We start from the raw sequence: 16,229 nt of genomic DNA, 5'->3' as shown, positions 1-16,229 counted from the left end.
ATGGGACCCTTACACGAGGACTGGACCGCGCAGACACATGATTCCCTTCAATCTATTAAAGAAATGGATTCCTCGTTTCCCTCACTAATCTATATCCATGGATCCGCTCCCTCCCTGTGAACGCAGGTTCAATCATTCTTTGTTCAACTAACCCCGATAGTATCCGTCTTACAGGCTTAGGGCTCAAATCTAACAGCTGACAAATTTCCCGTGGCGAGAAGGGTTTCCCTGTTTGCAACGCATAGCTCACGATTTCTTTTTCCGCGATAGATAGTTCTAGCGAACCCAGTCCGTGGCCCGTTAATCTGGCAATGATCTGTTCCGTGATTTGCTGGCAGCGGCGGGGATGGTCTTTTACTTGATCATACGAAAATCGAATGACGGTCCAACCATCCAACACGAGATGATTCTGCCTTTCTAGTTGATCAATAAATTGCCAGCGGCTCAGTTGGCGCATATGGGGGCCATACCCATCGATTTCAAAACACAATTTGATCATGGGTCGCAAATAGGCAAAATCTAGATATCGATAGCCATCTTTATAATCCTGAACTTCATACTCGGGATGCAAAAAGTTAAATTGGTGAAACAGCGGCCACCATACTTTTTCTAGGAACAACTTTTCAGCAAAAAGTGATCCTTCCGTCAATCGTCGCAATCGTTCCCCCTTCCTCACACGCATATGACTTTGAATAAAGGCTACGTATTCTTTTTCAAATCCGATGTTCCTCACCTCTTTCTTTCTATTTTCAAAAGTTTGCGGGCTAAATCCAAGTTGCGGACGGCCACCTTTCTAACCACGATCCCCCTGATTCCCCAAGCACGTTCGAATCTCTGAAAAAGTGTTGCCGCCGACTAAATAACCTTAGCCATCTAACTCCCACAGCTCTCTAAAAAAAGCAGCTTGTCCCGCCCCACGCTTCCCCCCAATTCCCCCCAAATTTCCCCTCACATCGCCTCCCGATCCAACCAACAGGGGGCTTCTCGCCCCTCAGACACTCACGCCCCCCCACCTCACCGACTCCGCCATCCCCCAAAGCGCCCTATCTTGCAATTGTTAGCGTATAAACGAGGAGGCCCTGATCGGCGAGAATTTTGGCGCATTGATTCAGGGTGGAGCCGGTTGTGTAGATGTCATCGACAAGAAGGACGCGCTTGATCGATGGCGACGACGGTGGAATCGGGAGCGCCGCGAATGACTCACCCAATACCTCCAGTCTTGCTTGGCGGCCTTTTTTGCTCTGCTTTTCGGTGTAGCGGATACGAGTTAGTAGGCTATAAACGGGGATATTGACTCGCTTCCCTAAGATACGAGCGAGTTGTTCCGCCTGATTAAATCCCCTTTCTTGGAGCCTTTTTTCATGGAGGGGCACGAAGGTAATCGCATCAAAATGGAGCTCGGTGTAATGCGTTCGGTAGGCTTGTTCAAGGAATAGGGCCAGACTGGCAGCGAGTAATTCAAGTCCGCGGAATTTATACAGGCTGATCATCTCTTTCATTTTGTCATTGTACTGGACAGCGCTGCGGTTACAAACGAAATACGTATCCGATCGGCGACGACAATCACTGCAAGTCCCTTTTTCAGACCAGGCTCGTCCGCAGCGTTCACATCTTTGCTGATCATCGATCAACTCCAAGCTCTCCCAACATAATTTACAAAAACCGCGCTGAACCGCTTTTCGCTCACATAAAACGCAACTTGGTGGGGTCGGGAATAATAACTCGAGCAAATTTTTCAATCTAGCAACCCCCTTTTTCGAGCGAGCTTGTTCATCTTTTTAATATGTTTACGGGCTTTGACCATCTCGCGCGTTTTTTCCCTAGCGATAAATACAACACGGCCGATCGGATCATCGAAGGAACGACCGGTCCGACCGCTAATTTGCACGAGCGAAGCCTCATCAAAAATTGGGGCATCCGCCTGAAAAACGATGACGTCTGTTCGGGGCACGGTCACACCTCGCTCCATAATTGTCGTTGTGACTAACACGCGAATTTCCCCTTTACGAAAAGCGGTGACTTTTTCGGCTCGCAACGGATCACGAGAATGGGTGCCCGCAATATTCAGTTCCTTTTTTAAATTAATCAGTTGATTAACTAGCTTTCCTACGAGCTCAATATATGGGACAAACACGAACGCTTGTCGCTCTTCCATGATCAAATAGTCAAGTAGTTGCTTAAAAATGGGCGGGACTCGCTCTCCGCGCATTTTGTAAAAATAGAAGTGGGGTACAGCCAGTGGCTTCCGATGATAACGAGCGGGAATACGTACTTGAGGAATGGAGCGGAGATAGTCGGGCGGCGTGGCGCTAAGGTAGATGAGATTACCCGTCGGTTTTTTGGCCCTTTCAACCGCAAAATAAAGCATCGGATCTTGGTGATACGGAAAGGCGTCGACCTCATCAAGGATGACCAGATCAAACTTTTTGTAAAAGCGAAGCGCTTGGTGGGTCGTCGATAAGGTTAGTTCCGCATCCACCCATTTCTCCTTGCTGGCGCCGTGGACTGAGCTGATCGACAAATTGGGAAAAGCTTGCTTTAGGCGCGGCGTCAATTCGAGCACAACATCTTTGCGCGGGGTAACGAGTAATATTTTTTGCCCTTGTCGCGCGGCCGCTTCTATCGGCCCGAACACAACCTCTGTTTTTCCCGCGCCGCAAACCGCCCAAACTAAAAGCTGTTGGCCAACGCCTTTGATCAAATCGATCGCCTGTTCCGAGGCGGCTTGTTGCGCTGCGGTCAATGTTCCGCTCCATTGCAGCCTAGCTTGGCGCTCGCGGACTAGCTCTTGGCGATCACTAGCAGAGAACTGAACCCTTTCTTCCTCCGCAGCAATATAATACAACGGCGCGCAAACTTTGCTGCGCCCCATTTGTAAGCAACATCGACAGTAAGCGCACGGTCCGCCGCACGTCGCGCATGCGGTCGGAACGATGTCACCTTGTCCGCATCGTTGACATCGTCCGCTTACCAAATCAATACCTGGCGACAGATTTGCTTTCCCTTGCAAATACAAATACTGAATTCCGTCCAGCCATTGCGGATGACGAATAATTTGGCGTAATTCCTCCGCCAACAAAACGCGACCTTTCGGAATCCGCGCCGCAAGCAGGATTGCCGTTTGATAACGATCATAGTGAAGTGTAACCGAATGTATCCGACGTTGACCTTGTTCCTGATCGACACGCCCCTGCAATTCGATCAAATCGGCAGCCCCTCCCACAATTGAGGCAAGCGAGGCGGGACCCCCGACTTGCTCAATCGTTTCAATCCCGCGAAATGCCCAATAAACGAGATCAAATGATAAATCAGAAGTTAGGTAACGCGTTCCGTTAGCCTCATAGCTAATAAAACCAAAGAAAGACAATATGATTCCCTCCCTACCCCACTTTGCTTTGGCGAAATTTACATTCAGATTTTCCTCACCCACACCACAACGTTAAAACATTGTTCGTAACAACGCCCTTACCCGAACGTTACTTTCCAATGCCGCTTCAAAAAATCCGCGCCTCTCGCCATTCGTATTAATGGAGTTTTAATTAAATTCCCTTTGAAGGTATCATTTTTGCCGATAAATGAAAAAGTCCCTTTCAGCCTAAAAGGACAAAAAAAATACACCCAAATTGGATGCATACGAATTCATATTTTAAGTTGTCTGAAGAGTGGCTCCACCTCCGCCGCCAGAAGGTACATCATTACTTCGCAGATCGATTGTCATCCAGAAATCCCTTTTTTCTGTTTCATCCATGGAAATGAGACAATAGCTTCCTTTTGTTACTACTTCTATCTGATCGAATAAGTAAGGGTTTTCTTTTTGAAATGTTCGCAAGATCCGTTCTGTTTGATCCGTTGATCCATAGTCGCAAACGACGAGCTGTAACGGCTGTCCTTTTAGACGCGAAAGGTGAACGAGCGAGCGAATCGCTCCTTCCAAACAAATTTCAGAATTATGCACGAGCAGGTGGACTTTCCATGCTTCACGGCCCCGAGCGTACGGATTGTAACGCATCATCCATTGAAAAAGGATGGTGAATACCCCGTAGACAGCAAATAACCAAAGGATTAGCGTCGCGATCACGGATACCCCTCCCTTTTTGCTATTAGGATATTCCGCAACGGAGCCGAGGGTGAATGTTAGCTGATTTTTACCCAGCCATTTTTGATGGAAATAACAACTGCTTGTGTGCGGTCTTGCACAACGAGCTTTTGCAAAATGCTTGAAACGTGATTTTTAACGGTCTTTTCACTAATGTATAAGGAATCGCCAATCGCTTTGTTGCTGCGACCTTCCGCCATCAGCTGCAATACTTCTCTTTCCCGCGGGGTTAAGGCAGTGAACGGGCTGTCTCCCGTCTCATCGCTCCCAACCTCCACATGAGCTACTTCAGACCCTTCTTGCAACGTGCTTAAGCGTCGGTATTCGGTAATCAGCTTTCCCGTCACCTTTGGATGAATATACGCCGCTCCACCCGCGACAACTTGAATTGCCTCGATTAACGCGTCTGATTCCATCTCTTTTAACAAATAACCAGAAGCTCCTGACGCAATAACTTCATGAACGTAGTTTGCATCATCGTGTATCGATAGAATGATCACTTTACTGTCTGGCGCAATCGCTTTAATGCGCTCAGTCGCTTCGACGCCATTCATAATAGGCATGTTAATGTCCATTAAAAACACATCCGGCTTTAACGTTTCCGCTAGTTGACACGCTTCCTCGCCATTGGACCCGATTCCGATAACTTCAAAAGTGGGTTCCATTTCTAAAATGCGTTTGATGCCTTCGCGAAAAAGTTGATGATCATCGACAATGACAATTGAAATTGTGCTTTCCATTCGTTATCCCCCCTTATTTTTTCAACTTACTATGCCTACTTCCGCCTGCAACGGAATGGTAAAAGTTACACTCGTTCCCTCTCCTGGCGAAGACTCTATTTCTACCTCGCCACGTAGCAGTTTCATTCTTTCCTTCATTCCCATAATACCAAACGACGGCTGGCCTGTCTTTTTTTTATATTCAAAGCCGATTCCATCGTCTCGCACTTCTCCATTTACACAATTGGGAGAAAACGTCAATCGAACGAGGACATGATCTGCTTTAGCATGCTTGGCCGCATTGTTCATTGCCTCTTGGATCATGCGAAACGTGACAACTTCCACCGTGGAAGGCAAGCGCTGTTCTTCTCCGCCCGTTATTAATTCTACACCGATGTGGTGCCGCTGACCAAAGTCGTCGACGTATTTTCGAAGCGTCGGGATCAAGCCAAGATCATCAAGCGCCATCGGACGCAAATCAAAGATGATTTTACGCACTTCACCTAGCGTATTGCGCACCGTTTCTTTCAAATCTTTCAATTCTTGTTGGGCCTCTTCAATCCGACCTTGAGCTAAAATACGCTCCGCAAATTCGCTGCGAACGACGACGTTAGCCATCGATTGAGCTGGACCATCGTGAATATCGCGAGCGACCCGTTTACGCTCATCTTCTTGCGCCTGGATAATCTGCATCGGGAACATCCGTCGTTCTTCGGCCGACTCAAAGGCTATGTTAATATTTTCCAACTCACCCGAAAGAAAAGTTAACACAAACTGCATTTGGGCCATAATATTATCCGCTTTTTCAATGGTGCCTTCCAGATTCCGCAATCGTCGCTCCAAGGAATCGCGCCGTGTTCGTAAGTGAGACTCTTTTTCCCTGGCGATCGATAACTCTACTTGCAGCTGACTGGCAATATCGTACACCTGTTTAACGTCGGCTTCTTCATACCGTTCAAAACCTCTACTCACATTAGCCAACTGCCTCCGACTCGCTTGGAACTGTTCTTCCAGTCTATCGTTGGACTCTAACAAGTCCGTGATATCACGTTGTATTCGTTCAAGTTCTTGCGTCGCCGACAAACTTTCCTGACGCGCTTGTTCGGCAATATCAAAAATTTGACCCTTACTGCCTTCCACTGTTGAAATCGTCTTCTTTAAAACATCATCCAAGTGAGTGAGATCAATATTTAATGGCAAAGTTACGCTCACTTCCTTTTATCCCATCACGCCCTCAACGACGCGACTATTTTTTCATTTGTTTGTTATGAAATGATTCATCCAAACTACTTCAGAAAGGTACTAGATCTTTATTTAGTATAGTTAAAATCATACCGACTCGCTTCTCAAATATCAACAAATGCTAACTTTTCTAACCATAAAAAGGAAAGTTAGCCCAAAGTGATTATCCCAAGCTGCATCGACTCTCCTACATCCACATGCTTCGGAAGGGACTTTCTATTTATGGGGGCCTTTCCTCAAGCAAACATTCTCACACAAAAACTTAACCTGTTTAACCTTCTATTACTAGTGTACATAGTAAATTTACTTCCATGCCTTGAAAAAAGCAAAAAGGCAGACGAATACGTTCATCTGCCCTTTTCAAAAAATAAAGTTGTCGTTTAAATCGCAGCCTACACGAATGCTTTCGCTTCATCTTTTAATAATGTCGCTTTATCCGTTCGCTCCCAAGGCACGTTTAGATCGGTCCGTCCAAAGTGACCATAAGCCGCGGTCGCGCGATAAAATGGACGACGCAGGTCCAACTCTTTAATAATACCCGCTGGACGCAGGTCAAAGTGCTTACGAATTAATTCCACAATCGTTTCCTCTGAAATCCGAGCGGTGCCATACGTGTCGACGCTAATCGAGACCGGTTGGGCAACCCCAATCGCATAGGCGAGTTGCACTTCACACTTTTCGGCTAACTCGGCGGCAACAATGTTTTTAGCCACATAACGCGCCGCATACGCCGCGGAACGGTCCACTTTCGTCGGATCCTTTCCAGAAAAAGCGCCGCCGCCATGACGAGCGTAACCACCATACGTGTCCACGATAATTTTACGTCCGGTTAAACCCGCGTCGCCTTGCGGTCCACCAATTACAAAACGTCCTGTTGGATTAATAAAGTATTTCGTCGCCTCATCCAAATATTGCGCGGGAACAATTGGCCCAATCACATGCTCATGTAGATCCGCCTTAATCTGCTCCAGTGTTGTCTCAGGATCGTGTTGCGTAGAAATGACAATCGTATCAACGCGAACAGGCTTGTCCCCATCATATTCAACTGTTACTTGCGTTTTACCGTCGGGACGCAAATAAGTAAGCGTTCCATTTTTCCGAACTTCCGTCAAACGACGAGCCAATTGGTGAGCCAAGGAAATCGGTAAAGGCATCAATTCCGGAGTTTCATTCGTAGCAAAACCGAACATTAACCCTTGGTCCCCTGCTCCAATCGCTTCAATCTCCTCGTCGGTCATTTGGCCTTCACGCGCTTCTAACGCCTGATCGACCCCTTGCGCAATATCAACGGATTGTTCATCGATCGACGTAAGCACCGCGCATGTCTCCGCGTCAAAGCCATATTTTGCGCGCGTATAACCAATCTCGCGAATCGTTTCGCGAACCACTTTTGGAATATCGACATAAGAGGTTGTCGTAATTTCCCCAGAGACTAACACTAACCCCGTTGAAACAACCGTTTCACAGGCAACCCGCGCATTAGGATCCTGCTCCAAGATCGCATCCAAGATCGAGTCCGAAATTTGGTCGCAAATCTTATCGGGATGTCCTTCCGTTACAGATTCAGATGTGAAAAGATGACGTCCTTTTTGTAAAGCCATATACTTCACGTACCTCCTTCAAAAAATAGCTATATAGATACGGGTTACTTTCCGAATAATCAAGAGGCGATAAAAAAGAAAAACCTTTTCCCCCGTGAGGAAAAAGGTTATCGCGTTCAAATCCTTTTTACCTCTTATTTTCCAGGACAAATAAAACTCATCCTGCTGGTTAGCACCTTACACGGCCTCATTCTATCCTTCCCTATTTATGGAAAAATATGAATTCAGTTCGTAGGTTGCCGGGCGTCATCGGGCCAGTCCCTCATGCCTTCTCGGAATAAGAGTATCCGTTCTGACTAAGAATAGCGGATGCCAGAAAGCTTGTCAATCTTTTCCGACAGTTGCTCCTTTGTCGTAAACGATCGGATATTGACAGAAAATAACACCCTAGGTTATGATCACCGTAGACAATTACATATATTTTTCTATCGGTAACATTATTTATTCGTGTTTTAAAAGGGAAGTCGGTTACAATTCCGACACGGTCCCCGCCACTGTGAAGCTGATCGCTATTTCAAAAAGTCCACTGATCATATTAAGGTTGGGAAGGAGAAACAAGCGAGTTGACGCTAAGTCAGGAGACCTGCCGCTAGATAAAGATAGACACATCACCTACGGGTTATAGGGAGTGGCTGTTGAAAGCGATCTAAACACGCGTCATTTTGTAATATGATCAATCGAGACGTCCTCTTTTTTTGTAGGGGCGTCTTTTTAATTCAAAAAATGAGGAGGAAAGAAATGAATTACAAAGTGAAACATATATGGCTCTCGTGGTTGGTCATGTTTGCGATGATCTTTTCGCTGATCACGCCAGCTGGCTTGGTTAAGGCGGATGGGGTAGAAGTTGATGCGCAGGTAACGACCGAGAATACAACAACCGTCTCAATTCGTGTTGAAGCCAAAGATGACGTGATCCTAGAAAGACCGATTACGTTAGAGAATATCGAAGGTCGGGAAACTACAGCCTACGATGCGTTGATCGAAGTTTTAGATGAAGAGGATATAACCTACGAAGTGAATCATTCGTATGACACCCCCTACATTGAGGCCATTAACGAGATTATCTCGAACGAAACTGGTGGATGGCTGTATAGCGTTTATCGAAATGAAACCTTAGATGAAAGAGTTTATGACCTTGGAATGGCTCAATTCCCAGTGCAAGACGATGATGAGATCGTTGTGTATTATACGGAATGGGGGACTTGGGACCAAGACGAAGAGGAAGTCGATGAACCCAAAGACAACGCGGAGATAGAAGATACCAATGTACTGACGCAAGAAATAGAAAAAGCTACAAATAAAATAATTAACTATTACCGCGAAAAAGGGGTACCAGGAAATGATGATGTAGTACTGGCGCTAAACTCCTTAGGTGAAGATATTAATCGCGGTCCTTACACCACCAATGATCATTCTTACGCGGAAGTTCTACTAGATAGAAATTTAATAGCGAACAAGGGGCAAATTCCAAAATCTATTTTAGCTATTCAATCATTAGGTTACGATCCGACATCTTTTGGCGGAAATAACCTAGTCAAAGAATTGCAAAATTATTCGAACCCTTCAATTAACATTAGCTTCTTTGCTCTCATTGCTTTAGATACCGCGAAAGCGGAAGAGACCGCTGATACGCAGCTGACACGCGAGATACTAATTGAGCAAATTGTTAAGGGGAAGCTGGCTAAAGGTGGTTGGACCTTTTTTGGGGACGAACCGACTGTAGATATGACAGCAATGGGAATTTATGCTTTAGCCCCACACAAAAATCGACCTGAAGTTGAAGAAGCAATTAACCAAGGTATTCAAGTCTTGAAAGAAATGCAAGCTGACAATGGCGGGTATATCGACATGTTTACTGGACATAACAGCCAATCTTCCGCGCAAGTCATTCAGGCTTTAACAGCTGCAGGCGAGGATCCACAAGGGATTGAATTTACAAAAAAGAATGGAAACAACCCTGTTACTGATCTATTAAGTTTTCAACTAGATAACGGCGCTTTCAGCAGCAAACAAGGCGGTAAAGAAGACCTCTTTGCAACACCACAAGCATTGCAGGCGTTAGCTGCTTTAAATCTTTTTTATGATAAGGGAGAGTCAACTCTCTATAGTGAAATTCACTATGCGGGAGACATTCCTCCTGCTCTAAAACCTTATGAGATTAATTCGGCATCGATTCAGTGGGAAAGCGGAATATATATAACTACAAAAATCTCTCAAGTCGATGATAAAGATAATGATCCTGTATATATTGTTTTTCAACTATTCAAAGATGAAGAACCAATTAGTATGGTATCCCTAAAAGAATCGATAGAAGCTGAAAAAGAAGTGTCGGCCTTTTTCAACGTATCTGAAGATGATGATTATAGAGTCAAAGTGCTTTTACTTGATCAATTAACTAATCCCATGAACATTGGAAAGACGCTTGCTTTTCCAATTGAACTAAGACAGTAACAAAAGTTAAACCCGACCTACCAGTCGGGTTTAGTTTCTTAAGGAAAGAGAGGTTTGAAATGAAAAGTAGATTTTTACGAATTTTACTCACTTTAACACTTCTAGTTAGTTTGTTCCCGATCCATGCGCTTGGGGCAGAGAAGATTACAATTAATGAAATCGCTCAAACGAACCTAGGACAGACCGTACAATTGAATGGGAATACATCTCTATCTGAATTAATCGTTAAAATTTATCAACCAAACGGAACACTCCTTTATATTGATCAAATTAAACCCGCTAACGGGAAATACAGCTTAAGCTTTAAATTGCCCTCCTCCGCCAAGGAAGGAGATTACAAAGTTCAAATAGGACGAGGAACGACAATTGCAACGAAAGAGTTCACTGCCGTCCCCTCCCCTGACGATCAAAAGCAAGAAGATGATAATGGTGGTGTTAAGCCCGTCGATCCCGATCCAGGTAATGAAAATAACGAGGGTACGCCTCCTACCACCAATCCTCCTAACCCTGGAACAACCCCAGATGGTGGTGGAACACCTGCGAAGCAATCCGTCACACTAAGTGTTCATGGGGTTTCGGGGACCATCTTTTCTAGTCAACAAGTTGATTTCAAAACAAACGACACGCCTTATTCCGTGCTGATTCGCGCATTAGGCGCTTCCGTCCAAGCAAGCGGTTCAGGTAGTACAGTGTACGTCAATGGTATCGCTGGCCTGCGCGAGTTTGATCATGGACCTTTAAGCGGTTGGTTGTTTTTTGTAAATAATATTTCCCCATCCGAAAGCGCTGGGGCTGTTACGTTAAATCCCGGTGATCGAGTCGAATGGAAATATACGAAAGATGGCGGGAATGATCTAGGCGTTAAGGAGGCCATTAAAGGAGGAGCGCCAACAACGGGTGGTGGTACATTATCCAAGGATCAAGAGGATGCTTTAAAAGATATTAAGCTCCCAGCCAATAACAAAACGCCTTTAAAAGATACGACAGAACCTGTCATTAACGTTATTAAAAAAGACACCAAGATGACAGCAGAAAAAATAAAGCAACTCAAGGAAACGCTGCAAAAGAATAAGATTCAACTTTCGGAAACCGTTCAACCCGGCCAAGCCAAGACGATTGCCGATAAGGAAAACGAGGTCAGCTTAATCATTCCCGCTGATGCATTGGCCACTCAAACAACGATCAGTGTACAAAAGCAAATACCAAGTCGACCTGAGGTTGTTTCAGCAATTTACACGTTTGGTCCAAAAGGATTGAAGTTTAAAGAACCAGTTTTCATTTCGATTCAAGCGCCATTAGAGGTGGCTGATTTAAGTCAACTCGCTTTGGTCTGGTTAGACGAAACAACAAACGAGTGGATTCCGATTCCAGCTGTCATTGATGCGAGTACAGGTGTCGTCACCGGGCTAGTCGATCACTTCACTCAATTTGCGGTAATCGATCGCAATAAATTATCTTTAACGAAACGAGATGTCTCTGCGAACATAAACAAAACAGTCGATCATATCTCAAAACGACAAGCTATTTCCGACTGGGAAGCATTCGCTCTTTACCGCGCAGGCGCGAACATCCCAGCTTCGTATCTGCCAACCGTTGAAAAGACGCTAACAGATAACCAAGGTAGCTTCCGTAAAGTAACCGACTTAGAGCGGATGGTACTTGGCGTGAGCGCCGCAGGAGCCGATCCAAAGGCGATCGCAGGGTATAACTTAATTGAAAAGATCTACAATCATGAAAATCTAACAGCGCAAGGCACAAACGGAGCGATTTTTGCTTTAATCGCCTTAGATAGTAAAAACTATGATGTACCTAGCAACGCCAAGTGGGACAGAACGAAGCTAATTGACTGGCTGCTTGACCGTCAAAACAAAGATGGCGGTTGGCCATTGGGAGCTAATAGCGACAGCAGCATAGACATTACAGCAATGGCTTTGTCCGCGCTCGCTCCATACCAACAGGAACAACCAAACGTAAGCAAGGCGATCGAGAAAGCGATTGAGTATTTATCCGCTACCCAACTAAAAAATGGCGGGTATGAAGAATTTGGAGAAACATCGAGCGAGAGCATCGCCCAAGTGATTCAAGGACTTAGCGCGCTTGGCGTGAATTCGCTAGACGCCCGTTTTGTAAAAGCGGACGGCGACCTGCTTTCCGCGCTACTCAGCTATCAACAAGCCGACGGCGGGTTTGCTCACATAAAAGGAAACGGAACGAATCCAATGGCAACCGAACAAGCATTGGCAGCCCTTGTCGCTTACGATTTGTACACGCAAGGCAAAGGTTCAATCTATCAATTGGCTGGACCGGCGGTGTCACAACCGACTATCGAAGAAGCGCGTACGAACTACGTGGATGACGCGCAAATCGCGGACTGGGCAAAAGACGCCGTTTACCGAGCGCATGATTTAAAAATCATGTCTGGCACAAACGCGGATATCCCAATGTTTGAACCGAAAAACCGCTTAACGAGGGCGCAATTCGTGACTTTGTTACACCATGTATTAGACGAAACGCCAGCTGAAGCAGGCAATTCTACTTTTGCGGACGTTGTTAGCGGTTCTTGGTATGACGGCTATGTCACAGGCGCTTATTCAAAAGGCTGGGTCCAAGGCGTTTCGACAGACAGCTTTGCTCCGAACGCGTCGATCACACGTCAAGACTTAGCTGTGATGTTAAACAACGCATTACATCTTGAAACAGCAACAGCAGACGGACAAATTAAGGATCTAACACAGGCGAAAGATTACGCGAAAGCGTCGATCACTGCCGTTTACGCGAATAAATTCATGGTTGGTTATGACGGGTACTTCCAACCAAACGATTTTGTCACACGAGAAATGGCGGCTGTCGTAGCCATGAAACTTGTGGACCATTTAACCGAATAACATCGATATGTAGAAGAGTTGTCCCTTTGGGGCAACTCTTTTTTCCTCTTTAGAAAGGCCAAATCCCGCCGAGATATCAGCAGACTCGCCCATATCGCCACGATAGTCGCTTATATCCTGAAATTGTCGCCTATATTTAAATATCCTCGCTCATATTTTAAAATTATCGCCTATATCCTGATAAGACGATCCGCCCATGCCGACTAACAGCTTTTTTGTAATTTTTCAAAATAGAACACCCAACTATCTTTAACATGCAATCCTAATATGCGTTACAATAAAAGCAAATCATTAGAGAGGTGATGACGAATGAGTATTCGTAAGGAAGATCTGTATAAATTAATTGATTCACTAGAAGAACGACATAATCAATCAGCTTATAAATTGCTCCGTAAACTTATCAATGGCAGCCTTACCTTGATCGATGGGATGTTCGTTGAGTGTGACGACACCCCCATGTCGAAAGAAGAAAAGTTTTTAGCGGAAAAAGCAATGCGCGAGTACAAGCAACAAGAATGCATAGACTGGCGGGACTTAAAAGATGATCTATAAAATTATCTTTTCAAAAAATGCCGCAAAGTACTATGCTCGATTAAGCGCTGATCGGAAAAATCAAGTTGATGTCATACTAACCCGACTCCAAGCGGATCCATCGCAATTCCGAACATCAAACCATTTCACCTTAAATCCCTATCCTCTATCGTTCAAAATTGATTTTCAAAACCACCATTACATTTTAACTGCATCTCCAGATGACACTTAGGCCCAAGTTCCCGCCTATATCACAGTGAATATCTCGACTCGCCCATATCCCAAGCAGCGCTTCGCGCGCTCATGACGGGGCGTCCCCTCACCCCAAACTTAGCGCCCGCCACTCTCCAAACGACAAAAAGGCCGACCACGGGATGGTCGACCTCTCTGCTTAACTCTTATAAATTAACTTTTTCGATGGATAGCAATCTACCTTGCTTATCAAAGGTTGCTTTGAAATTGTCGTTCACATTAAGATATTCGCCTTTGTTTTCGTGCGCATGGAACCAAAGACTCTTTGATCCGTCTATGCTTGTTGCCCAATACGATTTCCCTTGCGGTGAATGGGATACGACATAATAGGTGTAAGTGTGTGTAGTAGCTTCTTCTTTATCGTTAAGAATGTAACCAACTCTTACCTTTTCGCTAACTGGCGGAATCGTTGGTTGTGGGGCTGGCGCTACTTCCGCCTCTGCGCTCTCAGCGTCCTCTTCCGCAACCTCTGATTCTGTCGTGTCTACCGCTTCCACAGCTTCCGTATCTTCAGCCACCTCATCATCGGCAGTCTCTGCTTCTGTCGTCTCCACGGCCTCTTCGGTCACCTCTGAATCTGGCGTTTCCGCAAAAGCGGGTACAGCTGCAGTCGCTAAGGCCATTGTCGTCAATACCGCTAAAAGTTTACGTTTACGCATGTTATCCTTCTCCTTTTATATAAAAATAAGATTTAATTAATAAAACGCTTCCCTTTTCAATATATAATCGACCCACCCACATTCATGCGCGCAAGGCGCAAACGGTAAGATAGACCCACCTAGTCAATCATCACGGACTTTTGGTTTATCACCCGCTGTAAGTGATCGATTGCTGCCTGAAGTTGTTGATGCTCATCTTGGACGAGCAAATCAGGCGTGACGCCAACATGATTCATCGGCTTATGTAAGGGGGAAAAATATTCTTCAACGGTCATCTTTAAATAACCGCCGAAATATAACGGAACCAACTCCTGGATCGTCCCTTTGCCAAAGGTCGGACCTGAGCCAATTATCGTCGCCCGCTTATAATCTTGCAACGCCGCCGCAACAATTTCAGACGCGCTCGCCGAATATTCATTCACCAGCACCGCTAACGGCAACGTTTCTTTCTCGACCGACTGTAAAATCGGGATCGGGTATTCTTTTCCCTCGCTATTTTTAACAATCGTCAACGCCCCTTTTTGAATAAAGGAGGACGCAACTTGGTTCGCCGCATCTAACAAACCGCCGGGATTATCCCGTAAATCCAAAATGATCGCCTGCGCCCCTTGTTTTTTGAGTGAACTGAGCGCTTGCTTATATTGTTCGAACGAATATTCAGTAAATGTGGATAGGTAAATGTACCCAATTTCCTCGGGCAGTAATTCCGCGTACACTTGCGGCAACTGCATCATCGCCCGTTCCAACTGAACAGTATAAGACTGCCCATCGCGCGAAAGCGTGAGCGAAACGCTCGTACCCTCAAGCCCGCTCACTTGCGACATCACTGTTTCAAACGCTTGCCCGCTCACGGAAAGTCCATCTACAGCCCGTAACTGATCACCCGCCCGAATACCGGCGACTTCCGCTGGAGAACCCGGATACACTTCATAAATAGTGAATATCCCCTGCTCATCGCCAACAACGATCCCGACACCCGAGAACTGCCCCTCAATGCTATCCAAATAATAATCGAGCTCTTCGTCCGAAAAATACGCTGTATAGGGATCTTGGAGGGAGGCGACCATCCCTTGAACAGCTGCATAAGACAGGTTCTGATCATTCGGCTCGCTTATGTGATGAGTTTTAAGCAAATCGAAAACTTCTAACATTCTCAGTTCATCTAAACTGATTTCCTCAGCAGCGACAGGTTGAGCGTATAAAGAAACGGTAAGTATGGTAATTGTAAAAAGATTGCAAAACCATTTTAACATCGTGTACCTCCCTTAGTCTATATATCTAGTTTACCAAATTTTAGGCAAGGTCTGGTGGGCTTTCGAGCTAGATTTGGTAATTTGAGTAGATCGAACTATAACGTTGGATATTTAAGCATAGATCATTTATGATGAACATTAGGTGAAATAAATCAAGGCGGTGATTGCATGTCATTTTTAAAATCATTATTTGGACCAGATAAAGAGGAACAACTCGAAAATAAAAAAGAAGTGTATCGTAAGTTTTTATCGAATTACGGCAGAATGCCCGAGCATGAATATTTAAAAGAATTAACGCTCGAGGCGGGACAAACCTATTACGCCGCGCTCCGCAAAAATGGAAAGCTCACCGCAGCGGATGAGGAAGCGATCCAGCAGGATTTGGAAAAAGCGGTCAAAGAAAACGAAAAAGAAAAATTAGCCCCTGCCGAAGAAGAAGAAATGCGCAAAATTTATGAGCAATTCATGAAAGAAGAAGGCAGCGAGTTTAAACATTAGTGTTACACGCGTAAAAAGTAAGACTTCCGTTAACGGAAGTCT

13 protein-coding genes and 2 riboswitches are annotated in these 16,229 nt (G+C 45.3%); of the genes, 4 read left to right on the top strand and 9 right to left on the bottom strand.

What is annotated here, in order from left to right; all coding sequences use genetic code 11:
- Window positions 1-55: 55 nt before the first annotated feature.
- From BEP19_RS15130 to metK, 7 genes are all read right to left on the bottom strand, one after another.
- On the bottom strand, window positions 56-658 hold the full coding sequence (locus tag BEP19_RS15130; protein WP_245983630.1) for a DUF559 domain-containing protein: 603 nt from the start codon (window positions 656-658) through the stop codon (window positions 56-58).
- Window positions 659-1,043: 385 nt separating this feature from the next.
- The gene (locus BEP19_RS15125; protein ID WP_120190776.1) at window positions 1,044-1,739 is read right to left on the bottom strand and encodes a ComF family protein; all 696 of its coding nucleotides are present in this window, start codon (window positions 1,737-1,739) and stop codon (window positions 1,044-1,046) included.
- Window positions 1,736-3,367, bottom strand: coding sequence for an ATP-dependent helicase ComFA (locus BEP19_RS15120; protein ID WP_120190775.1), 1,632 nt, complete (start codon window positions 3,365-3,367; stop codon window positions 1,736-1,738). The genes BEP19_RS15125 and BEP19_RS15120 overlap by 4 nt, the downstream gene beginning before the upstream one ends.
- Window positions 3,368-3,646: 279 nt before the next feature.
- Window positions 3,647-4,078, bottom strand: a complete 432-nt coding sequence (locus tag BEP19_RS15115; RefSeq protein ID WP_120190774.1) for a glycosyltransferase family 2 protein — start codon at window positions 4,076-4,078, stop codon at window positions 3,647-3,649.
- A 56-nt stretch (window positions 4,079-4,134) separates the two neighbouring features.
- Entirely contained in the window at window positions 4,135-4,836 is a 702-nt protein-coding gene (locus tag BEP19_RS15110) for a response regulator (RefSeq protein WP_120190773.1), read from the bottom strand.
- 21 nt (window positions 4,837-4,857) lie between these two features.
- Window positions 4,858-6,027, bottom strand: coding sequence for a sensor histidine kinase (locus BEP19_RS15105; protein ID WP_245983627.1), 1,170 nt, complete (start codon window positions 6,025-6,027; stop codon window positions 4,858-4,860).
- Between the two features lie 422 nt (window positions 6,028-6,449).
- Window positions 6,450-7,658 (bottom strand): methionine adenosyltransferase, encoded by a 1,209-nt coding sequence (gene metK / locus BEP19_RS15100; protein ID WP_120190771.1) that lies wholly within the window; start codon window positions 7,656-7,658, stop codon window positions 6,450-6,452.
- A 131-nt stretch (window positions 7,659-7,789) separates the two neighbouring features.
- Window positions 7,790-7,942, bottom strand: a riboswitch (SAM riboswitch).
- Between the two features lie 128 nt (window positions 7,943-8,070).
- Window positions 8,071-8,263: riboswitch (cobalamin riboswitch) on the top strand.
- A gap of 133 nt (window positions 8,264-8,396) precedes the next feature.
- Between metK and BEP19_RS15095 the strand changes: the two genes are divergently transcribed.
- The 3 genes from BEP19_RS15095 (at window position 8,397) to BEP19_RS15085 (ending at window position 13,546) form a co-directional block, all read left to right on the top strand.
- Complete coding sequence (locus tag BEP19_RS15095; protein WP_170145397.1) at window positions 8,397-10,109, top strand: DUF4430 domain-containing protein; 1,713 nt, start codon at window positions 8,397-8,399, stop codon at window positions 10,107-10,109.
- Between the two features lie 59 nt (window positions 10,110-10,168).
- Complete coding sequence (locus tag BEP19_RS15090) at window positions 10,169-12,994, top strand: S-layer homology domain-containing protein (protein ID WP_120190769.1); 2,826 nt, start codon at window positions 10,169-10,171, stop codon at window positions 12,992-12,994.
- 309 nt (window positions 12,995-13,303) lie between these two features.
- The gene (locus BEP19_RS15085) at window positions 13,304-13,546 is read left to right on the top strand and encodes a hypothetical protein (protein WP_120190768.1); all 243 of its coding nucleotides are present in this window, start codon (window positions 13,304-13,306) and stop codon (window positions 13,544-13,546) included.
- 377 nt (window positions 13,547-13,923) lie between these two features.
- On the opposite strand, the gene BEP19_RS15075 is transcribed toward BEP19_RS15085, so the two are convergent.
- Complete coding sequence (locus tag BEP19_RS15075; protein ID WP_120190766.1) at window positions 13,924-14,436, bottom strand: hypothetical protein; 513 nt, start codon at window positions 14,434-14,436, stop codon at window positions 13,924-13,926.
- Between the two features lie 119 nt (window positions 14,437-14,555).
- Window positions 14,556-15,689 (bottom strand): S41 family peptidase, encoded by a 1,134-nt coding sequence (locus BEP19_RS15070; protein WP_120190765.1) that lies wholly within the window; start codon window positions 15,687-15,689, stop codon window positions 14,556-14,558.
- 168 nt (window positions 15,690-15,857) lie between these two features.
- Here BEP19_RS15070 and BEP19_RS15065 point away from each other — a divergent pair, with 168 nt between their 5' ends.
- A complete protein-coding gene (locus BEP19_RS15065; RefSeq protein ID WP_120190764.1) occupies window positions 15,858-16,187 on the top strand; it encodes a hypothetical protein in 330 nt (109 codons plus the stop codon).
- Window positions 16,188-16,229 lie beyond the last annotated feature (42 nt).

This window comes from Ammoniphilus oxalaticus, assembly GCF_003609605.1.
In the GTDB taxonomy this organism is placed as follows: domain Bacteria; phylum Bacillota; class Bacilli; order Aneurinibacillales; family RAOX-1; genus Ammoniphilus; species Ammoniphilus oxalaticus.
The sequence above is the reverse complement of the archived record's forward strand: the minus strand, read 5'-3'. Positions and strand labels throughout refer to the sequence as shown.

Bases quoted from the DNA above. Each gene is read 5' to 3' on its own strand.
- BEP19_RS15110 (WP_120190773.1), bottom strand. From the start codon at position 4,836: ATGGAAAGCACAATTTCAATTGTCATTGTCGATGATCATCAACTTTTT.
- metK (WP_120190771.1), bottom strand. From the start codon at position 7,658: ATGGCTTTACAAAAAGGACGTCATCTTTTCACATCTGAATCTGTAACG.
- BEP19_RS15095 (WP_170145397.1), top strand. From the start codon at position 8,397: ATGAATTACAAAGTGAAACATATATGGCTCTCGTGGTTGGTCATGTTT.
- BEP19_RS15090 (WP_120190769.1), top strand. From the start codon at position 10,169: ATGAAAAGTAGATTTTTACGAATTTTACTCACTTTAACACTTCTAGTT.
- BEP19_RS15085 (WP_120190768.1), top strand. From the start codon at position 13,304: ATGAGTATTCGTAAGGAAGATCTGTATAAATTAATTGATTCACTAGAA.
- BEP19_RS15075 (WP_120190766.1), bottom strand. From the start codon at position 14,436: ATGCGTAAACGTAAACTTTTAGCGGTATTGACGACAATGGCCTTAGCG.
- BEP19_RS15070 (WP_120190765.1), bottom strand. From the start codon at position 15,689: ATGTTAAAATGGTTTTGCAATCTTTTTACAATTACCATACTTACCGTT.
- BEP19_RS15065 (WP_120190764.1), top strand. From the start codon at position 15,858: ATGTCATTTTTAAAATCATTATTTGGACCAGATAAAGAGGAACAACTC.